This is a genomic window from Cobetia sp. Dlab-2-AX (assembly GCF_024124625.1).
Classification (GTDB): Bacteria; Pseudomonadota; Gammaproteobacteria; order Pseudomonadales; family Halomonadaceae; genus Cobetia.
On record NZ_JAMXRV010000008.1, the window covers coordinates 144,873 to 169,872 of the forward strand.

At 61.3% G+C, this 25,000-nt stretch carries 22 protein-coding genes and 1 pseudogene; 14 read left to right on the forward strand and 9 right to left on the reverse strand.

Going from position 1 to position 25,000, the window contains the following annotated elements; all coding sequences use genetic code 11:
* The first annotated feature begins 31 nt into the window (after window positions 1-31).
* Together cydD and cydC are read left to right on the forward strand one after the other, a co-directional pair.
* Window positions 32-1,708, forward strand: coding sequence for a thiol reductant ABC exporter subunit CydD (cydD, locus tag NH396_RS13750; protein WP_306424418.1), 1,677 nt, complete (start codon window positions 32-34; stop codon window positions 1,706-1,708).
* A complete protein-coding gene (cydC, locus tag NH396_RS13755; protein WP_253064455.1) occupies window positions 1,689-3,404 on the forward strand; it encodes a thiol reductant ABC exporter subunit CydC in 1,716 nt (571 codons plus the stop codon). The genes cydD and cydC overlap by 20 nt, the downstream gene beginning before the upstream one ends.
* 92 nt (window positions 3,405-3,496) lie before the next feature.
* Here cydC and dkgB read toward each other — a convergent pair whose 3' ends face one another.
* The 4 genes from dkgB to NH396_RS13775 all read right to left on the reverse strand — a co-directional run bounded on the left by dkgB (window position 3,497) and on the right by NH396_RS13775 (window position 7,756).
* Window positions 3,497-4,303, reverse strand: a complete 807-nt coding sequence (gene dkgB, locus NH396_RS13760; RefSeq protein ID WP_253064456.1) for a 2,5-didehydrogluconate reductase DkgB — start codon at window positions 4,301-4,303, stop codon at window positions 3,497-3,499.
* Window positions 4,304-4,459: 156 nt separating this feature from the next.
* Window positions 4,460-5,467, reverse strand: coding sequence for an alcohol dehydrogenase catalytic domain-containing protein (locus NH396_RS13765; protein WP_253064458.1), 1,008 nt, complete (start codon window positions 5,465-5,467; stop codon window positions 4,460-4,462).
* A gap of 74 nt (window positions 5,468-5,541) precedes the next feature.
* Complete coding sequence (locus NH396_RS13770) at window positions 5,542-6,456, reverse strand: TIGR03571 family LLM class oxidoreductase (RefSeq protein ID WP_253064460.1); 915 nt, start codon at window positions 6,454-6,456, stop codon at window positions 5,542-5,544.
* Window positions 6,457-6,574: 118 nt separating this feature from the next.
* Window positions 6,575-7,756, reverse strand: coding sequence for an MFS transporter (locus NH396_RS13775; protein ID WP_253064462.1), 1,182 nt, complete (start codon window positions 7,754-7,756; stop codon window positions 6,575-6,577).
* A 438-nt stretch (window positions 7,757-8,194) separates the two neighbouring features.
* Between NH396_RS13775 and NH396_RS13780 the strand changes: the two genes are divergently transcribed.
* The 3 genes from NH396_RS13780 (at window position 8,195) to NH396_RS13790 (ending at window position 11,426) form a co-directional block, all read left to right on the forward strand.
* Window positions 8,195-8,485, forward strand: a complete 291-nt coding sequence (locus NH396_RS13780) for a hypothetical protein (RefSeq protein WP_253064464.1) — start codon at window positions 8,195-8,197, stop codon at window positions 8,483-8,485.
* A 70-nt stretch (window positions 8,486-8,555) separates the two neighbouring features.
* Entirely contained in the window at window positions 8,556-9,977 is a 1,422-nt protein-coding gene (locus NH396_RS13785; RefSeq protein WP_253064524.1) for a sodium:solute symporter family protein, read from the forward strand.
* A 219-nt stretch (window positions 9,978-10,196) separates the two neighbouring features.
* On the forward strand, window positions 10,197-11,426 hold the full coding sequence (locus tag NH396_RS13790; RefSeq protein ID WP_253064466.1) for a diguanylate cyclase: 1,230 nt from the start codon (window positions 10,197-10,199) through the stop codon (window positions 11,424-11,426).
* A gap of 70 nt (window positions 11,427-11,496) precedes the next feature.
* Here NH396_RS13790 and NH396_RS13795 read toward each other — a convergent pair whose 3' ends face one another.
* Window positions 11,497-12,135: a LysR substrate-binding domain-containing protein gene (locus NH396_RS13795; RefSeq protein WP_253064468.1), complete on the reverse strand. Its 639-nt coding sequence runs from the start codon at window positions 12,133-12,135 to the stop codon at window positions 11,497-11,499.
* Entirely contained in the window at window positions 12,119-12,271 is a 153-nt protein-coding gene (locus NH396_RS13800; protein ID WP_253064470.1) for a hypothetical protein, read from the reverse strand. Before NH396_RS13800 ends, NH396_RS13795 begins: the two co-directional genes overlap by 17 nt.
* A gap of 261 nt (window positions 12,272-12,532) precedes the next feature.
* Here NH396_RS13800 and NH396_RS13805 point away from each other — a divergent pair, with 261 nt between their 5' ends.
* The 4 genes and pseudogenes from NH396_RS13805 (at window position 12,533) to NH396_RS13820 (ending at window position 17,466) form a co-directional block, all read left to right on the forward strand.
* Complete coding sequence (locus NH396_RS13805) at window positions 12,533-13,648, forward strand: helix-turn-helix domain-containing protein (protein WP_253064472.1); 1,116 nt, start codon at window positions 12,533-12,535, stop codon at window positions 13,646-13,648.
* A 205-nt stretch (window positions 13,649-13,853) separates the two neighbouring features.
* Window positions 13,854-14,477, forward strand: a pseudogene (locus NH396_RS13810) (trimeric intracellular cation channel family protein); the annotation flags it as partial.
* A gap of 443 nt (window positions 14,478-14,920) precedes the next feature.
* Window positions 14,921-15,811 carry a LysR family transcriptional regulator gene (locus tag NH396_RS13815; RefSeq protein WP_253064474.1) on the forward strand — a complete coding sequence of 297 codons (891 nt, stop codon included), beginning with the start codon at window positions 14,921-14,923 and terminating at the stop codon, window positions 15,809-15,811.
* Window positions 15,812-16,059: 248 nt separating this feature from the next.
* Complete coding sequence (locus NH396_RS13820) at window positions 16,060-17,466, forward strand: NERD domain-containing protein (protein ID WP_253064476.1); 1,407 nt, start codon at window positions 16,060-16,062, stop codon at window positions 17,464-17,466.
* Window positions 17,467-17,588: 122 nt separating this feature from the next.
* Here the strand turns inward: NH396_RS13820 and NH396_RS13825 are convergent, their stop codons facing one another.
* Together NH396_RS13825 and NH396_RS13830 are read right to left on the reverse strand one after the other, a co-directional pair.
* Window positions 17,589-18,572, reverse strand: a complete 984-nt coding sequence (locus NH396_RS13825; RefSeq protein ID WP_253064478.1) for an alpha/beta fold hydrolase — start codon at window positions 18,570-18,572, stop codon at window positions 17,589-17,591.
* A gap of 224 nt (window positions 18,573-18,796) precedes the next feature.
* The gene (locus NH396_RS13830; RefSeq protein ID WP_253064480.1) at window positions 18,797-19,927 is read right to left on the reverse strand and encodes a major royal jelly family protein; all 1,131 of its coding nucleotides are present in this window, start codon (window positions 19,925-19,927) and stop codon (window positions 18,797-18,799) included.
* A 533-nt stretch (window positions 19,928-20,460) separates the two neighbouring features.
* Here NH396_RS13830 and NH396_RS13835 point away from each other — a divergent pair.
* From NH396_RS13835 to NH396_RS13845, 3 genes are all read left to right on the forward strand, one after another.
* Window positions 20,461-20,787, forward strand: a complete 327-nt coding sequence (locus NH396_RS13835; RefSeq protein WP_253064482.1) for a thioredoxin family protein — start codon at window positions 20,461-20,463, stop codon at window positions 20,785-20,787.
* Between the two features lie 14 nt (window positions 20,788-20,801).
* The gene (trxB, locus tag NH396_RS13840; RefSeq protein ID WP_253064491.1) at window positions 20,802-21,749 is read left to right on the forward strand and encodes a thioredoxin-disulfide reductase; all 948 of its coding nucleotides are present in this window, start codon (window positions 20,802-20,804) and stop codon (window positions 21,747-21,749) included.
* A 173-nt stretch (window positions 21,750-21,922) separates the two neighbouring features.
* Complete coding sequence (locus NH396_RS13845) at window positions 21,923-22,513, forward strand: TetR/AcrR family transcriptional regulator (RefSeq protein ID WP_253064492.1); 591 nt, start codon at window positions 21,923-21,925, stop codon at window positions 22,511-22,513.
* 106 nt (window positions 22,514-22,619) lie between these two features.
* On the opposite strand, the gene trxA is transcribed toward NH396_RS13845, so the two are convergent.
* Entirely contained in the window at window positions 22,620-22,943 is a 324-nt protein-coding gene (gene trxA, locus NH396_RS13850; protein ID WP_054557199.1) for a thioredoxin, read from the reverse strand.
* A 541-nt stretch (window positions 22,944-23,484) separates the two neighbouring features.
* Between trxA and NH396_RS13855 the strand changes: the two genes are divergently transcribed.
* Together NH396_RS13855 and NH396_RS13860 are read left to right on the forward strand one after the other, a co-directional pair.
* Window positions 23,485-23,835: a metalloregulator ArsR/SmtB family transcription factor gene (locus NH396_RS13855; protein WP_290441796.1), complete on the forward strand. Its 351-nt coding sequence runs from the start codon at window positions 23,485-23,487 to the stop codon at window positions 23,833-23,835.
* Window positions 23,836-23,949: 114 nt separating this feature from the next.
* A complete protein-coding gene (locus NH396_RS13860) occupies window positions 23,950-24,999 on the forward strand; it encodes an ArsJ-associated glyceraldehyde-3-phosphate dehydrogenase (protein ID WP_253064526.1) in 1,050 nt (349 codons plus the stop codon).
* Window position 25,000 lies beyond the last annotated feature (1 nt).

Below are 25,000 nucleotides of genomic sequence, written 5' to 3' on the forward strand. Positions count from 1 at the left end.
GCTGAGACAGCAGGCGACGCGAGAGCGTCGCCTGCTTGGGTTTGCGGCGTGCTTTGGCATCCTGGCCGGCGGCCTTACGGTCGCCCAGCTGGTGCTTGCCGCCTGGGTGATCAGCGAAGCCATCGCGTCTCCCGCCGCGCTGGGAGAGCTCATATGGCCCTTCGTCGGTCTGCTGGCGCTCCTGGGCGCGCGGGTACTGGCAACGGGTGGACAGGAGTTGTTGGCCCAGCGCGCAAGCCAGCGACTGCGTCAGGCCATTCGTGGTGAGGTGTTGACGGCACTCGAGATATTGGGGCCGGTCCGCGCTGCCCGTTATCACAGCGCCGAGCTCGCCCAGCGCTGGGTGGAGCAGGTCGAAGCGCTGGAAGGCTACTTCGCGCGCTTTCATGTGCAGATGCGTCTGGTAGTGATCACGCCGTTGCTGATATTGGCCATCGTGCTCAGTCAGGACTGGCTGGCGGCCATCCTGCTGGCGCTGACCGCACCGCTGATTCCGCTGTTCATGGCATTGGTCGGCATGGGGGCCGAGTCGCTCAATCGTGACCAGTTTCAGGCGGTCTCTCGGCTGTCGCGTCACTTCGTCGATCGGGTGCGTGCCATCACCACCCTGCGGCTGTTCGGGCTAGGGGATCTGGCGACTCGTGAGGTGACGCTGGTGGCCGATGATTACCGCAAACGCAGCCTGCGCACCCTGCGGTTGGCCTTCCTGTCATCGGCGGTGTTGGAGTTCTTTGCCTCGGTGTCCATCGCCGTGGTTGCTATCTACATCGGCTTCGGCCTGCTCGGCGACATCCCCATCGGGCCCGCCGATGAGCTGACGCTTTTCAGTGCGCTGGTGATCCTGCTGCTGGCGCCCGAGTTCTTCCAGCCGTTACGCACCCTGTCGCAGTTCTATCATGATCGCGCTGCGGCGCTGGCGGCCTCCGAGACGCTGATGGAGATTCTCGCGGCGGCCGATGCCGCGCCGCGGCGCCATGCCGACCCTGTGGCGAAGCCTGCGGCTGGTGACACGCCCGACTCAGCGACAGATGAGCTGTTGCGCCTGGCGGAGGTCTGTCTGAGCCACCCCGAGCGCGGTCAGGTGCTCGGGCCGCTGGATCTGGCACTGATGAAGGGCGAGGTGCTGGTCATCAGCGGGATGTCCGGGGCAGGCAAGTCGACGCTGCTTCAGGTGATCGCCGGGTTCGTGGCTCCGGACAGCGGTCAGCGTCAGATAGCCCCCTCCACGCGGCTTGCCTGGATGGATCAACGCCCGCTGCTGATGCAGGGCAGTCTGGCCGACAATCTGCGGATCACAGCCCCCGAGGCCAGTGACGCCGAGATTACCCTCGCGCTTGAGCGTGCTGGGCTGAAGGCTGAGCTGGCCGCCTTGCCGCAGGGCATCGACACGCCGCTTGGCGAGGGCGGACGTGGGCTGTCCGGCGGCCAGGCCCAGCGTCTGGCGTTGGCGCGGGTCTTCTTGAGCGATGCGCTGCTGGTGTTGCTTGACGAGCCCACCGCCAGTCTTGATGCCGAGACGGAACGTCATCTGATCGCGGGCTTCGAGGGATTGAGCGCGCAAGGGCGAACTCTGGTGATCGCGACCCACCATCCGGCGCTGATCGCCATGGCGACGCGACATCTGGTGCTGGAGGAGGGGCGAATCCTGCCAGTGACAGCCGGAGCGACGAGCCAACAGGAGGACGAGCGTGACACATCCCCAGACTGACAGTGTGACCTTGCGCGAGGCGCTTACGCGCCTGGCTCCCTGGTGGCGTCTGCATGATCGCTATCGCCGTCGTTTGATTCTCGGCGTGGTGCTTATGTTGCTGACTGCCTCTTCGGCAATCGGCCTGTTGGCGGTGTCTGGCTGGTTCATTACCGCGTCCGCCCTGACGGGGGCGGCGTTGGCCGCTGGCGCGGCCATGACACTCGATGTCTACACCCCGGGCAGCGGCATTCGACTGTTCGCCGTCGCGCGCACCGTGTCGCGCTATCTGGAGCGGCTCTACAACCACGACACCATCCTGCGTCTGCTGGCCAGTCTACGCGGCACGGCGTTTGCCGCATTGGTGACAATGGACCCCGCGCGGGTGGCGGCGCGGCGTTCCAGTGATTGGCTCAATCGCCTCACCGCGGATATCGACACTCTGGATGCGCTCTACCTGCGTCTGGCGGCTCCGCCACTGATGGCGCTGGGGCTGATCGCGGTCTTGGTGGGGCTGGTTGCTGTCTGGCTGCCGGTAACGGCGGCGTGGCTGGCGGGACTCCTCGTGCTGGGCTGGGCCTGGTTGACGCTGGGCCAGGCGCGTTGGGGGCTGGTTGCCAGTCGACGACGCGTCACGACCCTGGAGGCGTTGCGCTCGGCACTGATGGAAACGCTACGCGGTCAGGCGGAGCTTGAAGCTTATGCGGCGCTGGGCAGTGCCCGCCAGCGGCTGGACGAGATCGAATCGCGGCTGTTGAAGGATCAGTGGCGTTTGGCGGTGATCACGACCATCGGCAACGGGCTGGCCAGTCTGGTGATCGGCCTTGCGTGGCTGCTGTTGCTGGCGGCCGCCATGAAGGGGATGGCAGATGCGCGACTGGCACCGGCGGTGATGGTCATGCTGCCGCTCGCGGCCATGGCCTTAAGTGAAGGACTGGCGGGTTTGCCTGCTGCCTTCACCCAGGCTGGCGCCAGTCTGGGGGCTGCCGAACGTCTCAATGAGCTGTCCTTCGCCACTCGCGCGTTGGAGGGGCAGCAGGCTCTGGCCAGCGGTGCCATCCGGGTGCAGATACAGCAGGTGTCGTGGCGTTATCCCGGTGCCTGGTTCGAGGCGCTGCACGAGGTCAGCCTCGATATCGCACCCGGTGTCCAGATGGCCATCTGTGGGGCTTCCGGTGCTGGCAAGTCGACGCTGGCGGCCTTGCTGACCGGCCAGACTCGCCTGCAAAGCGGCAGCATCCTGCTCAATGATCAGCCCATCGAGGCCTGTTCGCCCGAGGCGCTTTCCCGTGCGGTGGGCTGTCTGACCCAGCAGGTGGAGCTGCTGGATGCCAGCCTTGCCGACAACTTGCGACTGGGCGCGCGTCAGGCCAGCGACGCGCAGGTCTGGCAGGCTCTGGAAGCGGTGGACCTTGCCGAGTGGGCACGCCAGTTGCCGCAGGGGCTCGCCACCCGAGTGGGTGAGGGCGGCCGGCAGGTCTCGGGGGGGCAGGCGCGGCGCCTGGGGTTGGCGCGTCTCGTACTGACGGACCCGGGATTGCTGATTCTGGATGAACCCTTTTCCGGCCTTGATGCGCGCACCACACAACGCATGGCGCAGCGTCTGGAGAGCTGGTTCAAGGCGCGGACGGTGATCTATCTGCTGCACGAGCATGACTTGGCTTCACCGCGCCCCGGTACTCAGCATATCACTCGGGTCTGGCACCTGGAGTATTGAGGGCGGCGGAAGACGCCATGTAAGGTAAAAGGCCTCCCAAAGGGAGGCCTTTTCTTTGCTCAGGCATGGTATCAAGTACTGGCCTGCAGTCATCAGTCCCAGTCGGGCGCGAAGTCCGGGTTGGCGATACGTTCGCCGCGGTCCAGCTCGGCAATCTTGGCCATGTCCTCGCCGGTCAGTGTCAGCGAGAAGGCCTCGAAGTTGCTCTTGATGTTCTTCGCCTTGGTAGAGGACGGGAAGGTGACGATGTCCTGCATATTGATCCATGCCAGCGCGATCTGCGCGGGGCTTACATCGTGGCGTTCGGCGATGGCCTTGAGGGTGTCGTCATCCATCACCTTGCCGACAGCCAGTGGCATGAAGGCGGTGACCTGAATACCCAGCTCGTGGCACTTGTCGAGTACCTTGCGGTTCTGCAGGAAGGGATGCACCTCGACCTGATTGGTCATCAGCTCGTCACGCCCCAGAATGCCCACGGCGCGTTCCAGTTGGGCACAGGTAAAGTTGGAGACGCCGATGTGACGGGTCTTGCCTTGAGCCTTGAGCTTGGCGAGTGCCGGCAGGTAATCCTCCATCGCGACTTCGTCATTTGGCGACGGCCAGTGGATCAGCAGCAGATCGACGTAGTCCATCTTGAGCTTTTCAAGGCTTTCCTCGACGCTCTTCTCAAGATCACCGGGCTGGAGGCGGTCGTACCAGATCTTGGTGGTGACGAACAGCTCGCTGCGGGGGATGCCGCTGTCGGCGAGCACCTGCCCCACTTCGGCTTCGTTACCGTAGAACTGGGCGGTATCGAAATGACGATAACCGGCGTCCAGCGCCGCCTTCATGCTTTCACGCAGGGTGTCGCCTTCCAGACGGAAGGTGCCAAAGCCGGGATTCGGTAGGGTAGTCGACATGCGGTAACTCCTGTTGACGTTCCGCCGAGTGCGGCGGGGACGTTTCCATGTGTTGTGTCGTGTTTACTGGGGCTGTGAAACTGGCGCGACAATGGCGTGCCTACGCATCAGTCATGTGCCGGTTGCGCAACAATCCCGCGCCGCCCGCCATGCGCGTCATTCGTTGGCCGTGATCACGAATTTCAGGGCGCGACGCTCACCACTCTTCAGTTCGGCGAGGCAGGCCGGCAGCGCGGTGAACGGCTCGATGCAGGGCGCCGGCTGATTCATGGAGCCATCGGCGATCGCTTCGAGCAGACCTTCCCCCGCCTCGACCAGGCGTGCCCAGTCCTCATCGTCACCCGCCCAGTGCAGCGCACCCAGCGCGACTTCGTGCTGCGAGATGGCGCGATCGAAGGCCGGTGCGGCCGCCTGCTCTAGACGGTCCTGGATGCAGACGATGTGGCCATTGGCCCCCAGATGGCGGGTCATCTTCTGGGCGTGATCGCCATTGACAGTGTCGATCACGGCGAAGACCGGCGCGTCCAATTGCTCGGCGTCCGCAAGCGTCTCGTCGGCGCCCAGCGCCTTGAGGTCCGCGTGGCGCTTCTCGGAGGCAACGCCAATGACGTGGAAGTTGCGCTGTCTGGCCAGCTGGATCAACCAGCGGCCTACACTGCCGGAGGCGCCGGTGATCAGCAGGCGTCGGCCGGCCTTGATGGGCAGCTTCTCGATGGCAAGCCAGGCGGTCAGCGCCGGGCACGGGAAGGCGGCGGCGTCATTGAAGCCCAGGGAGATGGGCAGGCGCATCACGGCGCGCGCCGGGACACGCAGGCGTTTGCTGAAGGTGCCCGGCCCCGCCAGGGTGGTGTGGACCGCGATGCGATCGCCCGGCGATACGTGGCGGACATTGGCACCGCAGGCAATCACCTCGCCGGAGGCATCGACGCCGGGTATCTGGCCGGCTTGCCACAGCTCGCTGTCCATCGCCATGAACTTCCAGTCGACGGGATTGAGGCCGATGGCACGCGTGGCGATTAGTACCTCGTCGTCACCCGGGGCGCCGATGTCCACTTCTGACTGCTCGAGCGACTCAGGCTTTCCCGGGCCTTGCCATATCCAGGCGGGCACCCGGGTGGCGCTGTGACTGATGTTTTGCGGGGTGGTCTGTGTGGAATCTGACATGGGATCTCCTTGCAAGCGTGAACGGTGAATCCTTTCCGCCATGGCGGGGGCAGATCTGTGTGAACCATCAGCCCTCATGAAAAGTGCGGCAGCACCTCACGCCCCAGTTCCTCGAGGGTTTCCGTGAGCGGGCGGCGATTGCGACGCAGGTGGAAGCCGATGTGATTCACCCCAGCGTCCTGCATGGCCGACAGTTCTTCCATGAGGGCAAGACGGCCACTCGACAACCCGAAGCGATGACGACGCACCGGGGCGTGCGGATCTTCTTCCAGATTGAGGTGGATGAAACTGACGTAGGGTTTGTCACCGGCGACCTGACGCCAGAGCGCCACGCGGCGGATGTGGTCCTCCGGCGTGCCCGGGTAGGCCAGCCAGCCGTCCATCTCGCGGCCGATCCACTCCGGCGTCTGCTGCGAGAGCCCGGCACTCAACAGCGGCGGGCGCGTTGCGGCAGGCAGGATGGCCTGACCTTCACGCAGGGCATCATCCGCCTGGCCCTTGATGACATCCACCGCGTGACGGAAGGCGGCGCCACGGGTCGCGAACTCCTCGCCGAACAGTGGATATTCCGCCGGTCGGTCGCCACTGGCGACGCCCAGCAGCAGGCGGTCTTCGCTCAGGGCCTGCACGCTGGCGGCGGCCTTTCTCACCAGCCACGGCTGGCGCAGCGGCAGTACCGCGGCGGCAGTGCCCAGTAGCAGGTTGTCGGTGTGACTGGCCAGATAGCCCAGGTAGGTGAACAGCTCGAAGACCTGACCGGCATCGCCGAAGGCGGGGTCGAACAGCGGCACGTCACGCAGCCAGGCGGCGCGGAAGCCGAGCCTGTCGACCTGTTTGATCAGCTCGGCATGGGCGCGCATGTCAGGCACGCCGAAGGGCGTGAAGGGGGCTCTGTCAGTGCGGACCCAGTCATTGTCGAGAGGCAGTTCGACGCCCAGGGTCAGGGGGCCTTGGGTGAGGCGATCCAGCGGGCGGGTCGGGGAGATCATGATGGACTCCTTCAGCAAGTGGGTATGTAGACGACGGTGCCCCCGAGCCAGCAGGCTGAGCTGTCGGAATCGGGGGCACGTCGTGATGGCATTAGGCTGCGGGCGGGCAGGTGACGAGTCAGGCGGTCGCGATGGAAGACGCGTGACGCTTGTCGAGGCGACCGGCCAGCAGGGTCAGCAGCAGGGCAGCGGTGACGATCAGCGCGCCGATCCAGGCGGTGTCGGTCAGTGCCATCGAGGAGACCACCTGGCCACCGACGATGGAGCCCAGCGCGATGCCGATGTTGAAGGCGGCGATGTTGAGGCCGGAGGCCACATCAACGGCCTGCGGCACGAAGCGTTCGGCCTGCTGCACGACGTAGACCTGCAGGCCCGGCACGTTGCCGAAGGCGAAGGCACCCCAGATCAGGATGGTGATCACGGCGGTGATCGGGTTGGCGGCAGTGAAGGTCAGCACGCCGAGGATGACGATCAGGCCACCAAAGATCAGGGTCAGGGCGCGGATCGGGCCCATGCGGTCGGCCAGCTTGCCGCCCTGGATGTTGCCGATGGCGACCGAGACACCGTAGACCAGCATGATCAGACTGATGGCGCCTTCATTGAAGCCACTGACGTCCTGCAGCAGCGGGGCCAGATAGGTGAAGGCCGTGAAGGTGCCGCCGTAGCCGAGAATGGTGATCAGGTAGACCAGCAGCAGGCGCGGATGGGTCAGCACCTTGAGCTGTTGGGCGAAGGTGGCCGGTACGTTCTTCTTGAGATTGTTGGGCACCAGGATGGCGCTGCCGATCAATGCCAGCAAGCCTAGGAGCGAGACCACGAGGAAGGTGGCGCGCCAGCCGAAGTGCTGACCGATCCAGGTGCCCAGCGGCACGCCAGTGACCAGCGCCACGGTCAGGCCGGTGAACATGATGGCGATCGCACTGGCTTCCTTGTCCTTGCTCACCAGGCTTGTCGCGATGGTGGAGCCGATGGAGAAGAAGACCCCGTGGGCCAGGCCAGTCAGGATGCGCGCCGTGATCAGCGAGCTATAGCTGGGTGCCTGCCAGGCCAGCAGGTTGCCGGCGATGAACAGTGCCATCAGCCCCAGCAGTACCAGCTTTCGATTGAAGCGGCCGGTCATGGCGGTCAGCACGGGGGCGCCGATGGCGACACCGACGGCATACAGGCTGACCAGCAGGCCAGCGGAAGGCAGAGAGACGCTCAGATCCTGAGCGATGGTGGGTACCAGTCCGACGATCACGAACTCGGTGGTCCCGATGGCAAAGGCGCTCAATGTCAGCGCCAGCAGGGCAAGGGGCATGGCAGTTCTCCATCAGCAATGGGTGGGTCTTGGATGCTGTGCAGTCTGCCGTGAGATACCTTTGTGATAAACGCGCGAAATAATGAAAGACTTTTGCAGTTTTCGTAAAGACGACTCTTGAGGGCTTCTTTTCCTCCCATCCTTGCAGCGGCTGTCCCTGTCAGCTTGTGTCCCCATATCGAGCGCGATTTCGTGTCACGTGGCGCCACTGGCTGATTCAACAGGGCGAGTCAACAGCGGGATTCAACAGGGCGAGTCAACAGCGGGATTCACCAGGGTGACTCCACAGGGCAGGGCACAGCGGCTACACTGCGTGCCGAGAATTTCATTCACTCCCTGTTCACATCGGAGATCGTCTTGGCCGCGCCTGACACCCCGTCTTCCTCTCAGTCTGATGCCCGGACTGCAGAGACTCCCTGTTCCTTGCCGCGCCTCGTCATGCCCTCGACCTGGCGGGGCTGGAGCCTGCTGGTGATCTTCCTGCTGCTGGTCGTGATGGGTATCTGGCCGGTGATCGGCTGGATCAATCAGCAGACCCTGTTGTGGGGCATGCCGTCATTGGTCATCTGGAGTTACCTGATCATCTTCGCCTGCAGCGGCGCGATGCTGCTGGGCAACTGCCTGTTGCGCCGTCGCCACGGTGACGACGCGCTGACGAAAGGCCCGTGGGCCAAAGGCCTGATGACCAAGGACCCGCTGGCGAATGAGACGGAGGCGCCGCGTGATTGATCCGCATGCCTTTTCGCCCGTGCATGACAGCGTGCCCTTGCTGGTCACCCTGGGGTATGTCGTCCTCGCCATGGCCATCGGTCTCGGGGGGCGGGGCGGCCGGCGCATGGACACGCTGGAGCAGTGGGGAGTTGCCGGGCGCTCGATGGGGCCCGTGACGCTCTATCTGTTGATCGCCGCCGGCAGCGTCAGTGCCTACACCTTCATGGGCGCGCCGGGCTGGGCCTACAGCAAGGGCGTGCCGGTGTTCTATGTCGCCATCTATCTGGCCTATCTGGCGCTGGTGGCCTGGTACTTCGGCCCCAAGGTGTGGAAGTTCGGTGAGCAGTTCGGGCATGTCACCCAGGCAAGCGCGATCGCGGACCGTTATCAGAGCCCTCTGCTGGGGGCGCTGTCGGCGCTGGTGATGTCGATTGCCTCTATCGCCTATGCGGTCCTGCAGACCATCGGCTCGGCCTACATCCTTCTGGTGATGAGCGGCGGGCGCATTCCGCTCTGGGCTGGCGTGTTGCTGGTGCTCAGCGCGATCGCCGTCTATCTGTTCGTCAGCGGCCAGCGTGCCATCGGGCGCACCAATGCGTTCCAGGGCGTGTTGATGCTGGTCGTTGCCTGGGCAATCGGCCTTTGGGCGGCCTATCTCTCTACCGGCGAATGGGGCTTCAGTGGCGTGTTCACGCGTCTTGAGGCCAGCGATCCGGAGTATCTGCGTCTGCCCGGCGCCGGCGGTGACATGAGCTTCAGCTTCTGGACCACCTCGATCATCGTCTCGATGCTGTCCTTCATGCCGCCGGTATGGACCCAATGGATGAGCGCCGCCTCCGCCGGCACCATCCGCCGCAGTGCCAGCTGGCTGCCGACCTACTATGTGGTGATCCTGCCGCTGGTGGTGGTCGGCTTCATCGGTATCTACAGCCTGCCGGAACTTGCGCGCGCCGACACCGTGGTGCTCGAATACGCGATGGCCAACATGCCGGTCTGGCTGGTGGGTCTGCTGGGTGCGGGCACGCTGGCGGCCTCGATGTCCTCCAGCGAACCCTTCATCCACTCGGTGGCCCTGAGCTTGAGTCGCGATGTGCTGCAGCCGGGTCTGAAGCTTGATGACCAACGCGCTGGCAAGCTGGCGCGCTGGCTGATCTTCCCGGTGATGTTCCTTATCGTGGCACCCTTGGCGATCTGGGAGCCGGGCAATCTGGTGATGATCCTCTTGATCGGGCTGGGCTTTGCCTCTCAGGTATTGCCGGCATTTCTAGGCATGTTCTTCTGGCCGCGTGCTTCGGCGTCAGGTGTCATCAGCGGCATCAGTGCCGGCTTCGTGGTCACGGTGCTGTTTACCGTCGTATGGCCGCATCCGCTGGGCCTGCATGCCGGTTTCTGGGGGCTGATGCTCAACCTGCCGGTCTTAGTGCTGGTGTCATTGCTGACCCGGCCGGTGGATGAGGCGGTGACGTTGCGCTTCTTCCGCATCGCCGCCCCTTGGAGTCTCAAGCGCTGATAAGCAGCCTGGTAGGTCATGGCGGAGTGATGTCGGGGGGCATCACTCCGCTGATAACCGAGCGTTTGGCTCAAGAACAGTTGTCTGAAATATGTTGACAGACTTTGCGTATGGCGAGGTTGTGAACGATTGTCACGTTTGTATCTGATTGCTTAACGATCTGAATCGCCACACCTAGAATGAGCTCATTGATTGTCACTCCTCTTGGAGGGGATGTTAATGAATGACCTGATGGTGCAGGTGGAACGACAGATACAGCATAAGGGCGGTCTAGGAGTGCGTTTCCCGGTCGAGATTGAGGCCCGCTTCGAGCAGGATATTCATCAGGCTCGTAGTCATAAGCTCGCCTTGATGGGGTTGGTGGCGATAGTTATCTATGTGTTGTTTCTGTTCAATGACTGGTATTTGCGGCCGGACCACATGCGGGAAGCCATCGTCATTCGCGTCGGGGTCATGACACCCATCACCTTGGTCGGCCTCTACGTGCTCAAGCGTGGCGTTTCACCGATTATGCGTGAGATGTTGATGACTGGGTTCATCTGCCTCGCGATGATTTTGACTGCCTTGTTGCTTCAGGTGTCAGCCTCTGCGCATTCCTTCCTCGACCTGTTCGCACTCGGTCTTATCGTGCTGGTGGGCAATGTCCTGTTTCAGCTGCGCTTCTGGTATGCCCTTTGCTCCTCGATCTTTCATTCCAGCGTGATGCTGTATCTGGTTACCACGCATCCCACGCCTTCCGATTCGGCGGGCTTGATGGCCTTCATGGTGTTCTTTTCCATTACTCTGTTGTCGATCATTACCAATCTACGCAGCGAAAAGGCCGAGCGTCTTGCCTACCTGTTGCTGCTGCGCGAGCAGCTCAGGGTCGAGGAGTTCACTGAAAAGAGTGAAGAGTTTCGGCGTCTGGCATCGATCGACCCCTTGACCGAAGTCTATAACCGGCGTCACTTCGACAGTCTCGTGAACTCCCTGCTCGGTAAGCAGGCCGGCAGTCGACTCCAGTGCGCTGTGGCCATGATCGATGTCGACCATTTCAAGGCCTACAACGACCACTACGGCCACGTGAAAGGGGACCAGTGCCTCAAGCGTATCGCGACGGCCATCTCTGAAAGTGTGCACCCCGATGTCGATATCGTGGCGCGTTTCGGGGGTGAGGAGTTCGTGGTGCTACTTCCATTTTGTACATCGCAGCAGGCACTGGCTCGCGCAGAAGAGATTTGCCGCCATGTTCGCGACCTGGAGCTTTCGCACGCGGGGAATTCACGCCACGATATTGCCACCGTCAGTATCGGGGTTTCTGCCACAGGCACCGGCCAGAACTGCAGCTTCGAGACCCTCCTGAAGCAGGCGGATGAGGCGCTTTATCGTGCCAAGGCCTCGGGGCGAGATCGCTGCGAGCTGTTTGCTCAGCAGAATCAGCAAGCGCTGGGCCGAGCCTTCGCCGGCTAGCGTCGTGGTGATGTCGTGATGTCGTGGTGTCGTTGTGGAGTCTGGGTCGAGCGCCCAAGGGGGTGTGCGCTCACGTCTTGTGTGACAGCCCCAGCTGCTGGCGAAGCCACGGCAGCATGATCTGCTCTGCCTGATGCGCCCGTGCTCCGGGGTAGACCAGATGGAATCCCTGGCCCTGATCCGGCAGGCCACATAGGGTGACCAGTTGCCCCTTCGCGATGCCTTCCGCCGCCATCAGTCGCGGTGTCAGCGCGATACCTTGATCCGCCAGAGCGGCATCGATCGCGAGACTGGTGTGATTGACCCAGAGGCGATCGGCCTTTTCCAGGCCCGAGAAGTGTGCCGCAAAGGTATGCCACCCCTGATGACTGTCCTCGATCAATACGCACCCGCGCATATCGAGCCTATCCAGTCGCTCGCCCAGCTGTTCCCGATAGCCGGGACTGCAGACGGCGATACGCTCAAGCCCCGTCAACCATATCGCCTTGAGTCCGGCGTTATGCTGGCCATGGCCATGGCCCTGGCGGATGGCGAGATCGACCCCGTCCTGATGCAGATTCGAAAGCCCCTCGCTTGCGTGTACCCGCAGTTGCCATTCGGGGTGTGCGTGGCGAAAGCTTGCCAGACGGGGCATCAGCCACTTGGCGGCAAAGGAGGGCGGTACGCTCAATGACAGGGTGGTGTCAGCGGGGTCATGGCTGGCTGGCATCGCTCACGGCCTTTATCAGTTGGGGATTGCCACTCTGCTGCTGCTCGATGTCATCGATCTTGAGGGTATCCTGGCGCTGAGCAACGATGGCGTTGCTTTGACCGGGCTGGTAGTCGGCCTCGAGAGCTCGAATCACTCGGCGCGATGATCAACACCCGGGATCACGACTGAGGCCGCAGCAGAGAAGCACGACTGAGCATCGCAACTGCATCTCACAACTGCATCTCGCGATAGTGATGGGGAATGATCCAACGCCTGATGCTGCACCCTGCCTGTGAGCGGGGTGCAGCATCGTGTTTCAGCCGGTGTGGCCTGTCTCACCCCTGTGCCACTTACCTCAAGTGCCTGACACGGGTAAGGTTGAGGCAAATGGCCACAGGTTGATGAAATTTGCCTCATGTCTGAACCGCAGCCCGACCCCTCTGAATCCTCTGGGCTTTCAGAACAGCCCGCGCCATACCGCAAGCCTCCTCTAGCGTCGGAGCCTCTCTCTGCACCGTATCCGCGCCCGGATTCACCGCCGCTGCTGGCGCCGGGGGCCGCCGAGCACACGCTGAATGTCTGGTTGGTGCCGCGCTTCTCGATGTTGACGTTGTTTTGTCTGCTGGAACCGCTACGGGTAGCCAATCGCTTCGGACGGCCGCTGTTCGCCTGGCGTCTGCTGTCCAGTGATGGCGAGGCTGTCGTGGCCAGCAATGGCGTGCGCATCGACGTCGATGGTGCCTTGTCGTCTCTGGTCAATGAGATGCCGTCGGGTGGCCAGAGTGGGGCGCAGAGGCGCTTGATGGTGGTGTCATCCTACGGGCCGGAAGTCAGCGTCGGCAGCCAGGCGCGTGGCGTGATTCGTCATCTGGCAGCCCACGGCGCCTGGTTGGGAGGGTTGGATACCGCCCCCTTCATTCTGGCGCGCGCCGGGGTGCTCGCCGGTCATCGGGTTGCCCTGCACTGGGAGAGCGTGCCGGCCTTTCGCGAGGAATTCCCTCAACTCGAGATCAGTCAGGCCGACTATGAATGGCAGGGCGAGCGGCTGACGGGGTCTGGCGGCGCGGCCAGTATCGACATGATGCTGGCGTGGATCGAGTTTCTGTACGGGCCGTCGCTGGCGGACGCCGTCGGGCGGCAGCTGGTGCATCAGCGCGGGCATCTGGCCACGCCTGCAGCTGTCAGTACTCGAGACGATTCGCTGCCACGCAGTGTGGTCAAGGCGCTGGCCGTGATGGAGGCCAACCTTGCCCAGGTGCTGACGATCCCCGACATCTGCCGTCTGGTCGGTCAATCCCAGCGCCAGTTGACGCGTCTGTTCATGACGCATTTTGAGGAAACGCCCAAGCAGCGCTATCTCGGCATGCGCCTGGATAATGCACGGTGCGTATTGGCCGACAGCAGTCGCAGCGTTTCCCAGGCGGCTCTCGGCGTCGGGTTCACGCATCTGGCGCACTTCTCGCGTGCCTATCGCCAACGATTCGGTGAGCCGCCCAGCGCGACTGCCCGCCGTGGTCAGGCCACGTCCTGAGGCGGGTCATCATCCTGCGCCCCTCAAGGCGGCACGGATGATGTTGAGAGCGCAAAAAGAGCCGCAAAAGGGAGTATGATCGCGCCGCTGCGCCGAAACGCCATCGCAGTAGACGACTTGGCAGAGGGTGCCATCACGATTCGCGACAAGCATATACGCCATTGTTTCATGCGCACGCCAGCGCACTGCAGGAGGTTTCACGAGAATGAACTGGATAACCTGGCTCGATCTGGCCGGTGTGATGATCTTTGCCCTGACCGGTGTCGTCGTGGCGTGCCGTTCACGCATGGACCCGATCGGCATGCTGGTGCTGGGCGCCGTGACCGGTATCGGCGGTGGTACGCTGCGTGATCTCGTGCTGGGGATCGGCCCGGTGTTCTGGGTCGAGCAGCCGATCTATCTGTGGGTCATCCTGTTGACGGTGCTGGTGGCGACGCTCGGCTTTCATTATATCCATCGCCTGACGCGGGTTTTCCTGCCGGTCACCGATGCCTTCGGGTTGGCGCTGTTTACGGTGTTGGGCGCACACAAGGCGCGCATGCTGGGTGTGGATGGCATAGTGGCTGTCTTGATGGGCACCATGAGCGGCGTGGCGGGTGGCATGATCCGCGATGTGCTCGCGCGCCGTGTGCCGATGGTGCTGCGTCAGGAAATCTACGCCTCCGCGTCGCTGGCGGGTGGCATTCTCTATATCGCGCTTCTCGAGGCGGGCGTTGGCCTGGCGTGGGCCACTGGCGCTGCCATCTTGCTGATACTGGCGATTCGCCTGCCGGCGATCTATTGGCATCTGACCTTGCCGACCTTTGCCTGGGTGATCATTTCGCCTCCTCCGCTGGCTTCGCAGCCCGCAGGACATGGGCATGGTCCATCCTTATCGGGAGGAGAGGGCAATGGCACGGCATCTGAGGATAGGGTCGATGGTACGGCGGCTGAGAAAGGTGGGAATTCGCACGCACCAATCGAGGACAAGCCTTCTCGGCGCTCGGAATTCGCGACGACGCTGGGCGGCTCGATCGGCACCAGCGATGTTTCCCCTTCGGATCAGTTGGAGACGCCTCCTGCGCCACCTTCATTGCCGCGGCGCACGCCCAAGGCACGCGTCAGGATGCTGCGCCCCGGAGAGCGTCGGCGTGGCGGGTTCTAGGCGATCCTTTTGCTGGGTGATTTTATCGGCAAGCAATATTGCAAAAGCGATCCTGATGCGGATGATTATTGTGATTTCTGCAAAGATGCATGGGACCATGCATCTTGCACTTTCAAGGAGATCACAGCATGCGCAGCCGTTCGGATGACCTCGAGTTGCTACTGGCCGTGGTGGATAGCGGGGGCTTCAGCGCCGCCGCCAATCGGTTGAACATTCCGGTGGCCAAGGTATCGCGGGCCATCCAGCGCCTGGAAGGTGAGCTGGAAACGCCGCTGTTGAATCGCACCACACGCAGCGTGGCACTGACGGATGAAGGACGCGGCTTCGTCGAGCGCGTGCGCGAGGGGCTGCTACTGCTCGGCAGTGCCGAAGAGGCTCTGTTGCAGCAGCGCGATCAGCCCAGTGGGCGGCTGCGCGTCGATGCCGCGAGTCCCTTCGTGCTGCATCAGCTGGTGCCATTGGTCGCGGAGTTCTCCCGTTGCTATCCCGGCATCGCACTGGAGCTGTCAGCGGCTGATGACATCATCAATCTGCTGGAACAGCGTACCGATGTGGCCATCCGTATCGGCGAGCTTGATGACTCCACACTGCACGCCAAGGTGCTGGGCCGCTCCACGTTGCATCTGGTCGCAAGCCCCGCCTATCTGGAAGAGCATGGCGTGCCGTCCAGTGTCGCGGCGCTGCAGACCCATCAGCTGCTGGGTTTCCTGCCGCCCAGTCGTCTCAATCGCTGGCCGCTCAAGGGTTACGCACAGGGTTTCGACACGACACCTCATCTGCCGACCACCAGTGGCGAAGTCATGCGTCAGCTGTGCCTGGCGGGGCATGGTATCGCGCTGATCTCGCGCTTCATGCTCGGCAATGACCTCAAGACCGGCGCTCTGGTGGAAGTGTTGCCCGGCCAGATCCAGAGTCCCAATCCCCGCGAGCAGATCCAGGCGGTCTATTACCGCAACAGTACGCTGTCGCCGCGTATCAGCGCCTTCGTCGAGTTTCTCGCCCCCCGCCTGACGCTGTGAGTGGCTGATGTCTGGCGCCCCAGACTTGCCCTGACAATAGCGGATAAAGGGGCGCTGATTTGTCCTGGCACAGAGTTTTAACGATTATCCCGCACCTGAAGCATGGCAGTGGAGTTGGGCTGATTTAAATAAAGTTTATAATCTCTTGATGAAATCTGTTTATTGACGCATGTTGCATGGCGTATTTCACGGGCAATAGCGATATATTGGGCTGACAAGGATGTAATCAGCGCTTCAGGGACGAGCAGATGATAGCCAAGGAAAAAGAGGCCTACAGTGGCGACGATGAGCGCGCCAGGTACGGTCACCGCCAGGAAGAGGATGTGGCCTTCCATCTACGGCGTGCCTTCGGGGACGACCCCGAGGTCGTGATCTTCAATGATCTGCGGCTGAAATACGGTGAGGAGAATGCCCAGATCGATCATCTGGTCATGCATCCCTTCGGCTTCATCATCATCGAGTCGAAAAGCATCACTGGTGAAGTCAGGGTCAATGCGGCAGGTGAATGGCAGCGCAGCTATCGGGGAAATTGGTCTGGGCTCAGGTCACCACTGCGTCAGGCGGAATTGCAGCAGGATATTCTCAAGCGCCTGTTGATCGAGCATCGCGCTCGTTTGATGAACAAGACCCTGGGGTTGCAAGGCGGCTTTGCCGGTCGACAATGGAAAGTACTGTGCGCTGTCTCGAGCAATGCTATCGTGCACCGTGACGATATGGCCAAGGGGGTCTCGGCTCAAGTGGTGAAGCCGGAGTTTCTCCACGAGCAGGTCAGTGGTCTGATTGGGGCGCGTTCGATGGTCAAGCGTGCCTTGCTGTTCGATACGCGTCCGGAGTTCACCAAGGATGAGCTTGAGCGTGTCAGCGAGTTCCTGCTCAAGCAGGACGCTCGTTCGCGTCGCGCGCATGCCGTCGAGACCGTCCGCCGCGAGGTGAGTCGTCGCCCGCAGCCGGCAGCGAAGACGACAGACGCCGCTGACAGTACCGCGAGTCGATGGGCGGTCAATGAGGGTAGTCTCCGCGAATCTGACAGCAAAGCCCTCGCCAGCAAGACCCTCGGTAACAAAGATCTCGGTAACAATGGCGCGGGCTACAGTGCTCATGGCGACAATGCGCCTGGCAGTCATGAGCTTGACGGCCAGGAGCGCTGTAATAAGAAGCCGCGCGCCATGGCCAGTCAGGGAGGCGATTCAAGTGCAGTGCCAGTTGCCGCCCTCGGAGCCACGGCAATCAATGAGGCGAAGGCAAGCGTCGAGAGCGTCGCTAAGCCAAAAGCTGAAACCAGAGCCAAAACACCAGCCCCGCCAGCCGAGGCACTTGTCGGGTCGCCAGTGTCTGAAGCGTGCCTGGGCTCGCCACAGTTGAGCGAGCATCTCGACAGAATCACCGCACGCCTGAAGGCTTCCGCTGCCACGCAAGCGTCACCGGAATTGCGTGTCCAGTGCCAGAAATGTCAGGAAAAGGATGCACTGCTGGGGCGCTACGGCCCCTACGGCTATTACGTCAAATGTCAGGTCTGCAATGCCAATACATCACTCAAGCAGGGCTGTCCGGCCTGCGAGCATCACAGCGTACGCCTGAGCAAGTCCGGGGCGGTCTACTCGGGGCATTGCCCGCAATGTGAGCACGAGTTCGTGATATTCCGACAGCCCGATTGATGTGGTGCCTTGCAGACAGACAGCGACAGTACGACAACGGCAGAATGTCGACGACAGCATGAAGCGGCAGCCCTCGGGCTGCCGTCTTGCGTATTGCGGTCATGAAACTCGCATTGGCGGCTTCATTTCCCCCGAGCGGCTGCTGCCTGGCGTTCCAGCCAGTCGATCACCAGCGGCCAGTGGCTGTCTCGATGTTGGCGGCGGAAGAACCCCATATGCCCGATGGGCCCCGTAGCGTGTTGGCGTGGGTCGATCTGATGGCGCTCCAATGTGGCTTGCGTGAAATAGCCGATCAGCAGATCAATGCCTGGGGTCGTCGCCCAAGGGTCATCGTCAAAGCCCAATACCAGCAACGGCTGGGTGACTCTGGCGAAACGGCGCTCGGCCTGCATGGAGGGATCATCGAAGAAGTAGCGTGGCAGGCTGGTCCAGCGGCTCCACTCAAGGGCGACGCCACGGGGCAGATTCTCGCCGATGCCGAGCCGCCGCCCCGGCACATAGCCCAGGGTGTGCGACGTCAGTGGACCGATCACCTTGAGCAGGGCCGTGACCCGAAGGCGCTCGCCAAGCGGCTTGATGAAATGCAGGCAGCCTGCGTGGGAGGCCACCAGCGCCGCGGCACTCAGCAGGCGGCTCGAGTCACTCAGGCCCACGGCGTGACCACCGATGCTGTGGCCCACTGCCAGAAGCGGCAACTCTGGCCAGCGCTGTGCGGCCCAGCGGGTCACGCCCTCGACATCCTGATCGATCCAGGTGGACATGCTGGCGGCGAAGCCACGCAGTGTGGGAGGCGCCGAGCGGCCGATGCCGCGATAGTCGTAGCGGACCACATGGAAGCCGTGGCTGGCCAGCGCCTGCGCGAAGGCGCGATAGATGGACTGCGGCACGCCAGTGGCGGGGTGGAGAAGGACGACGCCCTTTACGCTGGCGGGATGCAGCTCAGGCTCATGCACGCTCGCCGCGAGGCGATAGCCATCTGCCGCCGCAATCTCGCACTCGTGTTCACCACTTGAGCGGGCGGGGTGTTGTGCTGTGTCGTGATTCTGTGGCGCTGTTGAAAGCGCCCTGGCAGTAGCGGGGCAGGTATCCGGCAAGCGTTCGGTCATAGCGATCTGGTCTCTTTTTATTTTGGGCTGACTTGACACGCTGCTGGTCGGTGCAAATTCAAACGTTTGTTTGTCGTCAGTATTGTTCAGTCATCCTGAAAGTGTCCAGAGGGGTTCAACAGGATGAGAAACGACAACGCCCGCATTCCTGATCAAGGAATGCGGGCGTTGTCGTTCAGAGGGTCGACTCGATGGATCTCTCTATTACCGACTCAATTGTCGATTCAATTATCGACCGGCCAGACCTTGAAGATACGATACGGCGCCTGGCCGCTGTCCTTGCCGTCATTGAAGGACGGCGTGCTGTCCAGCTGATTGACGGTGACATAGAGCCAGCCGTCGGGCGCCATGCGAACGCCATCCGGCCAGTCGAGACGCTCATCACGCACCAGCGGTGTCAGTTTGCCATCGGCGCTCAGCACATCCAGCCCATGCTGATTGAGGTTGGTGAAGTAGTGAGTGCCGCCGGAGGTGTCCGCGCCATCGGAAACGGGCTTGTCGCCGACGCGGGTGATGGCAGCGGCAACAGTGGCGTGATCGGCACCTTCGCGCAGCAGTCTGGCCGGTACGCTGTACCAGCTGTGGCCGGTCATGGCGCCGAAGAAGATTGTCTCGCCATCACCGGACAGCGTGATCGGGTCGACGCCGACCTTGGCAGGCTTGCCATTGAACTGGACGTTCTTGCCATCGATCTTGAGCGTGGCATCTGGTTCTGCCTCAAGCGCCGGATGTTCGCCGAAGCGGGTGGCCTCGCCACTCTCCAGGTCGACGGTGATCAAGCCCGGATTGGCGATGTCTGCCAGATAGGCCACGCCACTGCTGCGGTCCACTGCCAGGTCCTGCACAAAGCTGCCCTCGGGGGCGATATTCTCAGGCAAGGTCAGCTTGGTGATCAGCTTGCCCGAGGCAATATCGAAGCCCCATAGGCGAGTCTTGCCCAGATGCAGCCCCATGTCGGTGATCCAAAGCCCGCCCTGGCCATCCTGGTAGATGCCCAGCGGGGAATCGATGGTCGCATCGCTGTAGCGGCCGGCATGCGTCTGCAAGGCGGGGGAGGGCCAGGCGCGGTAGCTGTTCTGGCCGGTGATCTCGACCAGCTGAACATCGTGGTCCCCATCCATCGGGTGGATGGTGGCGAAGACCTGCCCATTGGGCGTCACCGCCACATTGCCGGGGCGAATCTGCATGACGGCGACAGAGCGCATTTCACCGTAGGCAGGACCGGCCTTGAGCGCTGAGGTGGTGGCCGGCAGGGTCGTATGGCCGTTGGCGCAGCCCGTGAGCAAACTACTGACCAGGGCGATGGCACCCAGAAACCGAGGGGAGCGTTTGACGCCAATGACTGCTGTGTACATCGATGCTTCCTTGTTGCTGTGAAGATAGCGCGCGGCATGCCACGAAACCTCCAGGCATGTCCGGCTTGGGAGCGAATGAGTCCCAGGCCTGGGCGGGGGGCGAGGTTGTCATGTCCCCGCGATGGTCCACCTTGTGCATGCCAGCGACTTTGCACAAGTTCATACAATAAAACAATGTAAATCAATCGGTTGCGTAATGCATCCTGAGTTGATGGAGGGATGATCTCGCCATCGGCTAGCTGGGCCTGACGAAAGGGCTAGACAGTAGGGGGCTGCAGTGTGGCTTTATTTTGGATCGATTGATCTAAAAGTTGTTGACACCGACCGGTTGGCTCAATATCTTATGGATCAGTTGATCCACAATATATGTCATTCATCGCCATGCGTCTGTCGGTTTCTGGTGTGTAGCTGGTAGTCGACAAGATGATCGAGCACGTTCGTCCCATGTTGTTGGTCACTGACAAGTGAGCGAGCGGCAGGCCACATGATGGGTTGATGGATCGCCACAGACCTATTTATCAGGAGTCAGACTCATGACAACCAACGTCGTCAATCTCAACGAAAAGGAATTTCAGTCTCTCAGCGATAAAGGCGTGACCTTTGCCGTGCGGCTCTGGGCTGAATGGTGCGCACCGTGTCGCATGATGTCACCGATATATCGTCAGGTAGCCGAGGCCATCGCGAATGATGACCTGGTAATGGCAGAGCTCAACATCGATGAGCATCCGGCCATTGCGGAAAGACTCGGGGTGCGTAGCATTCCGACCGTCGTCATCTTCAAGGATGGCAAGGAGGTCAATCGCTCTGTTGGCATGCTACCGACTCCTGAGCTTCAGAAGCTGATTACACGTTACGCATAGGGCAAGGACTCATCATGAGTACACATCGAAAATTGATAATACTCGGGTCCGGTCCGGCGGGTTACACAGCAGCCATCTATGCGGCCCGTGCGAATCTTTCCCCCATGTTGATAACGGGAATGGAAGTGGGTGGTCAGCTGACATCGACGACCGACGTCGAGAACTGGCCTGGTTATCCCAAGGGGGTGCAGGGTCCTGAGTTGATGTTGCAGCTCAAGGAACATGCGGAAAGTTTTGATACCGAGATCGCTTACGATCATATCACCGAAGTGGACCTGGAAAGTCGCCCTTTCATTCTGAAGGGAGAAGATACCTATACTGCAGATGCGCTGATCATTTCGACCGGTGCTTCCGCGAGATATCTTGGCCTCGAAAGTGAGCACGCCTACATGGGGAAGGGGGTATCAGCCTGCGCTACCTGTGATGGGTTCTTTTATAGAAACAAGGAGGTTGCGGTCGTAGGAGGGGGCAATACTGCCGTGGAAGAAGCATTGTTCCTGTCCAATATCGTTTCTCATGTAACCCTGGTGCATCGTCGTGATCAGCTGAGTGCAGAGAAAGTGCTGCAGAAGCGTCTCTTTGACAAGGTTGCACAAGGCAAGGTCACGATTCGATGGAACAGGCAGGTAGAGGAAGTCCTGGGCGATGACACCGGTGTCACGGCTATCTCCCTGACTTCCACGCTGACGGGGGAGGTGGAGGAGGTACCTGTGGCAGGAGTTTTCATCGCCATTGGTCATGATCCCAACACATCGATCTTCAAGGGCGCATTGGCCATGACGGACGGGTATATCAATGTCTATTCCGGTATTGGAGGAGGCCAGACCTTGACCAGCAAATCAGGCGTCTTCGCGGCAGGAGATGTCAGCGATAACCACTACCGTCAGGCTATCACGTCTGCCGGTACGGGGTGCATGGCAGCACTGGATGCAGAGAAGTATCTTGCAGAGCTCGAGGGTTAGTCTGACATTCTCGTGATATAGTATCCGCCGCCGATAATGAAACATGCCTGAGGATGTTGCATATCCAACGACGGAATGACTATTCTCAGGTATGATGACGGTGGTATGTCATGGCGAGTGTTATCATATGTAATACTTGCTTTCAATTTGCAGGTTGCTATCGAGATTATGCTATGGCTAGAACAGGTCGTCCACGTCAGTTTGATCGCGAAGATGCTGTTAGAAAGGCCATGGAGCTATTCTGGAAAAATGGCTTTGAGGGCACTTCGCTGGCCGAGCTGAGAAAGGAGCTGGGCAATTTGTCTTCCGCGAGTTTCTATTCGGCATTTGAATCGAAGCAGGCGCTTTATCGCGAATGTCTGGAGATGTATACCCGGACCTGTGAACAAGTGTTTGTAGAGCTCGAGAATGAAAAGGTATCTGCCAGAGATGCCATCAAGAACATGTTGATCAAATATGTCACCATGCAAACGTCCTCCAGCCAGCCTTCGGGATGCATGATCGTGCTGTCAGGATTGAACTGTGGTGATGACAATAAAGACGTCGAATACATGGCACTTTCGGTGCGTAATGATATTCGTGCTTCCCTGATGACGTGCATCGCGCGAGGGCAGGAGAGGGGGGAGTGGCGTTATGAAAAACCATTGGATCAATTTGTTCTGATGCTGGATACCTTCGTCAATGGAATTGCCATCCAGGCGAGAGATGGTGTGCCTGGTGACAAGCTCAAGGAAGCCTGTGAGCTCTTCATGGAAATCTGGTAGTTCGTCTGCACACCACTCCGTGATCAGTTGTAGCAATGAAAAAACGCCCTCATGGAGGGCGTTCTTCATTGCAGCGTCAATGCCTTGCGGCCAGCGGCCGATTCGATCAGGCGTGACGCGAGATCATGGCGTCGAAGTTTTCCTTCGGCTGGACGCCGGTCAGGGCTTCGAGCTTCTCGCCGGACTTGAACAGCGCGATGGTCGGCAGGCCACGGACGCCATTCTGGGCGGCGAGGTCCGGTGCATCATCGACATTGATGGCAACGACCTTGAGGGCATCACCCTGTTCTTCGGCGATGGATTCGACGATCGGGTCGAGCATCTTGCACGGGCCGCACCACGGCGCCCAGAACTTGACCAGTACCGGCTGCTCGCTCTCGATGACTTCCTGGGTGTAGTTGCTATCGACGACTTGTGCGAAATCCGCCATTTGTCTCTCCTGTGCATCACGAGGGATGCGTGATTCAAAAGGGCACTTGGTGTGCTTGATGGGCACACACTAACGCCGCTCGACTTTTGATCGCAAGCGCATTCGCTTTTGAGGCCAGGCAACATATGCGTGCCGTTTGCGCAACAGTGGCGATGGTGTGACCGGCTACCCGCTGGTACACCGAGCCAAGCGACACTCTGAACGTGCTTTATTTGTCCTCCATTCCCCTTCCACTCGATCTCCATCGCTGCCATCGATTCAGGCGACGGGCTGTCATCCAACTGTCATGCATGTGTCACTTGATATATGGAAAAACACATATATGATATTTCGTATGTCTCCGCGCTTCAGCCGGCTTACGGGCAATCTGCCCCGCCATGTGTCAGGTGCCGGTGAGAGGGGGCGGGAGAGGGAGTCGGGTGGGGGAATCGGGTGGGGGAATCGAAAGTGGGAGCAAGGTGGCTCAGGCATACGCGAGGACATCGCCATGAAACCGTCAACCAATGACGTTATTGATGGAGTAGGAGACATGGCGGCCTGCCTGACACCGTTGCAGGTCTTCAAGTGCCTTGCCGAGGATACTCGCCTGACTGTCGTGCAGCTGTTGGCTCAGATGGAAGAGTTGTGTGTCTGTGAGCTCATCTGGCTGCTGGAACAGCGCGCCATGCCCATCTCCCAACCCAAGGTCTCGCGGCATCTCGCCCAGCTGAGAGATGCTGGCCTGCTGACCAGTCAGCGGCGTGGCCAGTGGGTGCACTACCGCCTGGCACCTGACCTGCCGGCCTGGTGCCATCAGATACTCACGACCCTCTGTCAGGCCAACGCCCGCGAGATGTCGCGCTGGGTGGCGTGGCTGGAGACGATGCCCAACCGCCCTGTGCGCTGTTGCTGAGCGCACAGGCTGTAGAACGTTAGCCGAATCTTTTCGAACACTCTCAAGGAAATGCCCATGTGTCCTGCTCATAGCGCTCCGTCCTATTCCTCGTCCATCAGCGTGCCGGAGGGTATGCCGGCCCTGCGCGTCGGCATCAACGGCTTTGGGCGCATCGGTCGTCTCGCCCTGCGCGCGCTGTGGAAGCTGCGCGAGGATATCGCGCTGGACGTGGTGCGCATCAATGACCCGGGTGGCGATGCCGCGACCTTCGCCCATCTGCTGGAATTCGATTCCGTGCATGGCCAGTGGGCGCCGGGCACTGGTATCACCAGTGACGCGGACTCCATCACCCTCGATGGTCAGCGCACGGCATTCTCAAGCCAACGTGAGATCGGTGACACCGACTGGTCGGGCTGCGATGTGGTCATCGAGGCCTCCGGCAAGAAGAAGAGCACCGAGGTGCTGAACGCCTATCTCGAGCAGGGCGTCGCGCGGGTCGTGGTCTCCGCGCCGGTCAAGGAAGAGGGCGTGCTCAACATCGTCATGGGCGTCAACGATCACCTCTACAACGCCGAACAGCATCGCATCGTGACGGCGGCCAGCTGCACCACCAACTGCCTGGCGCCGGTGATCAAGGTGATTCAGGAGCAGTTCGGCATTCGTCATGGCTCCATGACCACCGTGCACGACATCACCAATACCCAGACGATTCTGGATGCGCCGCACAAGGACCTGCGCCGCGCGCGGGCCTGCGGCATGAGCCTGATTCCGACGACCACCGGTTCCGCCAAGGCGATCAGCGCCATCTTCCCGGAGCTGGAAGGCCGCTTGAACGGCCACGCCATCCGCGTGCCGCTGGCCAATGCCTCCCTGACCGACATGGTGTTCGAGCTCAATCGCGAAGTGACGGTGGAAGAGGTCAATCAGGCGCTGCAGAGCGCGGCGGAAGGTGAACTGGCCGGCGTGCTGGGCTACGAGACACGTCCGCTGGTGTCGATCGATTTCCGTACCGATTCCCGCTCCAGCATCATCGATGCGCCCTCGACCATGGTCGTCGCGGGTACCCAGCTCAAGCTGTACGCCTGGTATGACAACGAGTGGGGCTATGCCAACCGCACCGCAGAGCTGGCGCTGAAAGTGGGCCTGGGTGATCTGGCCGACGCCAGCACACGGGAACGCTGAA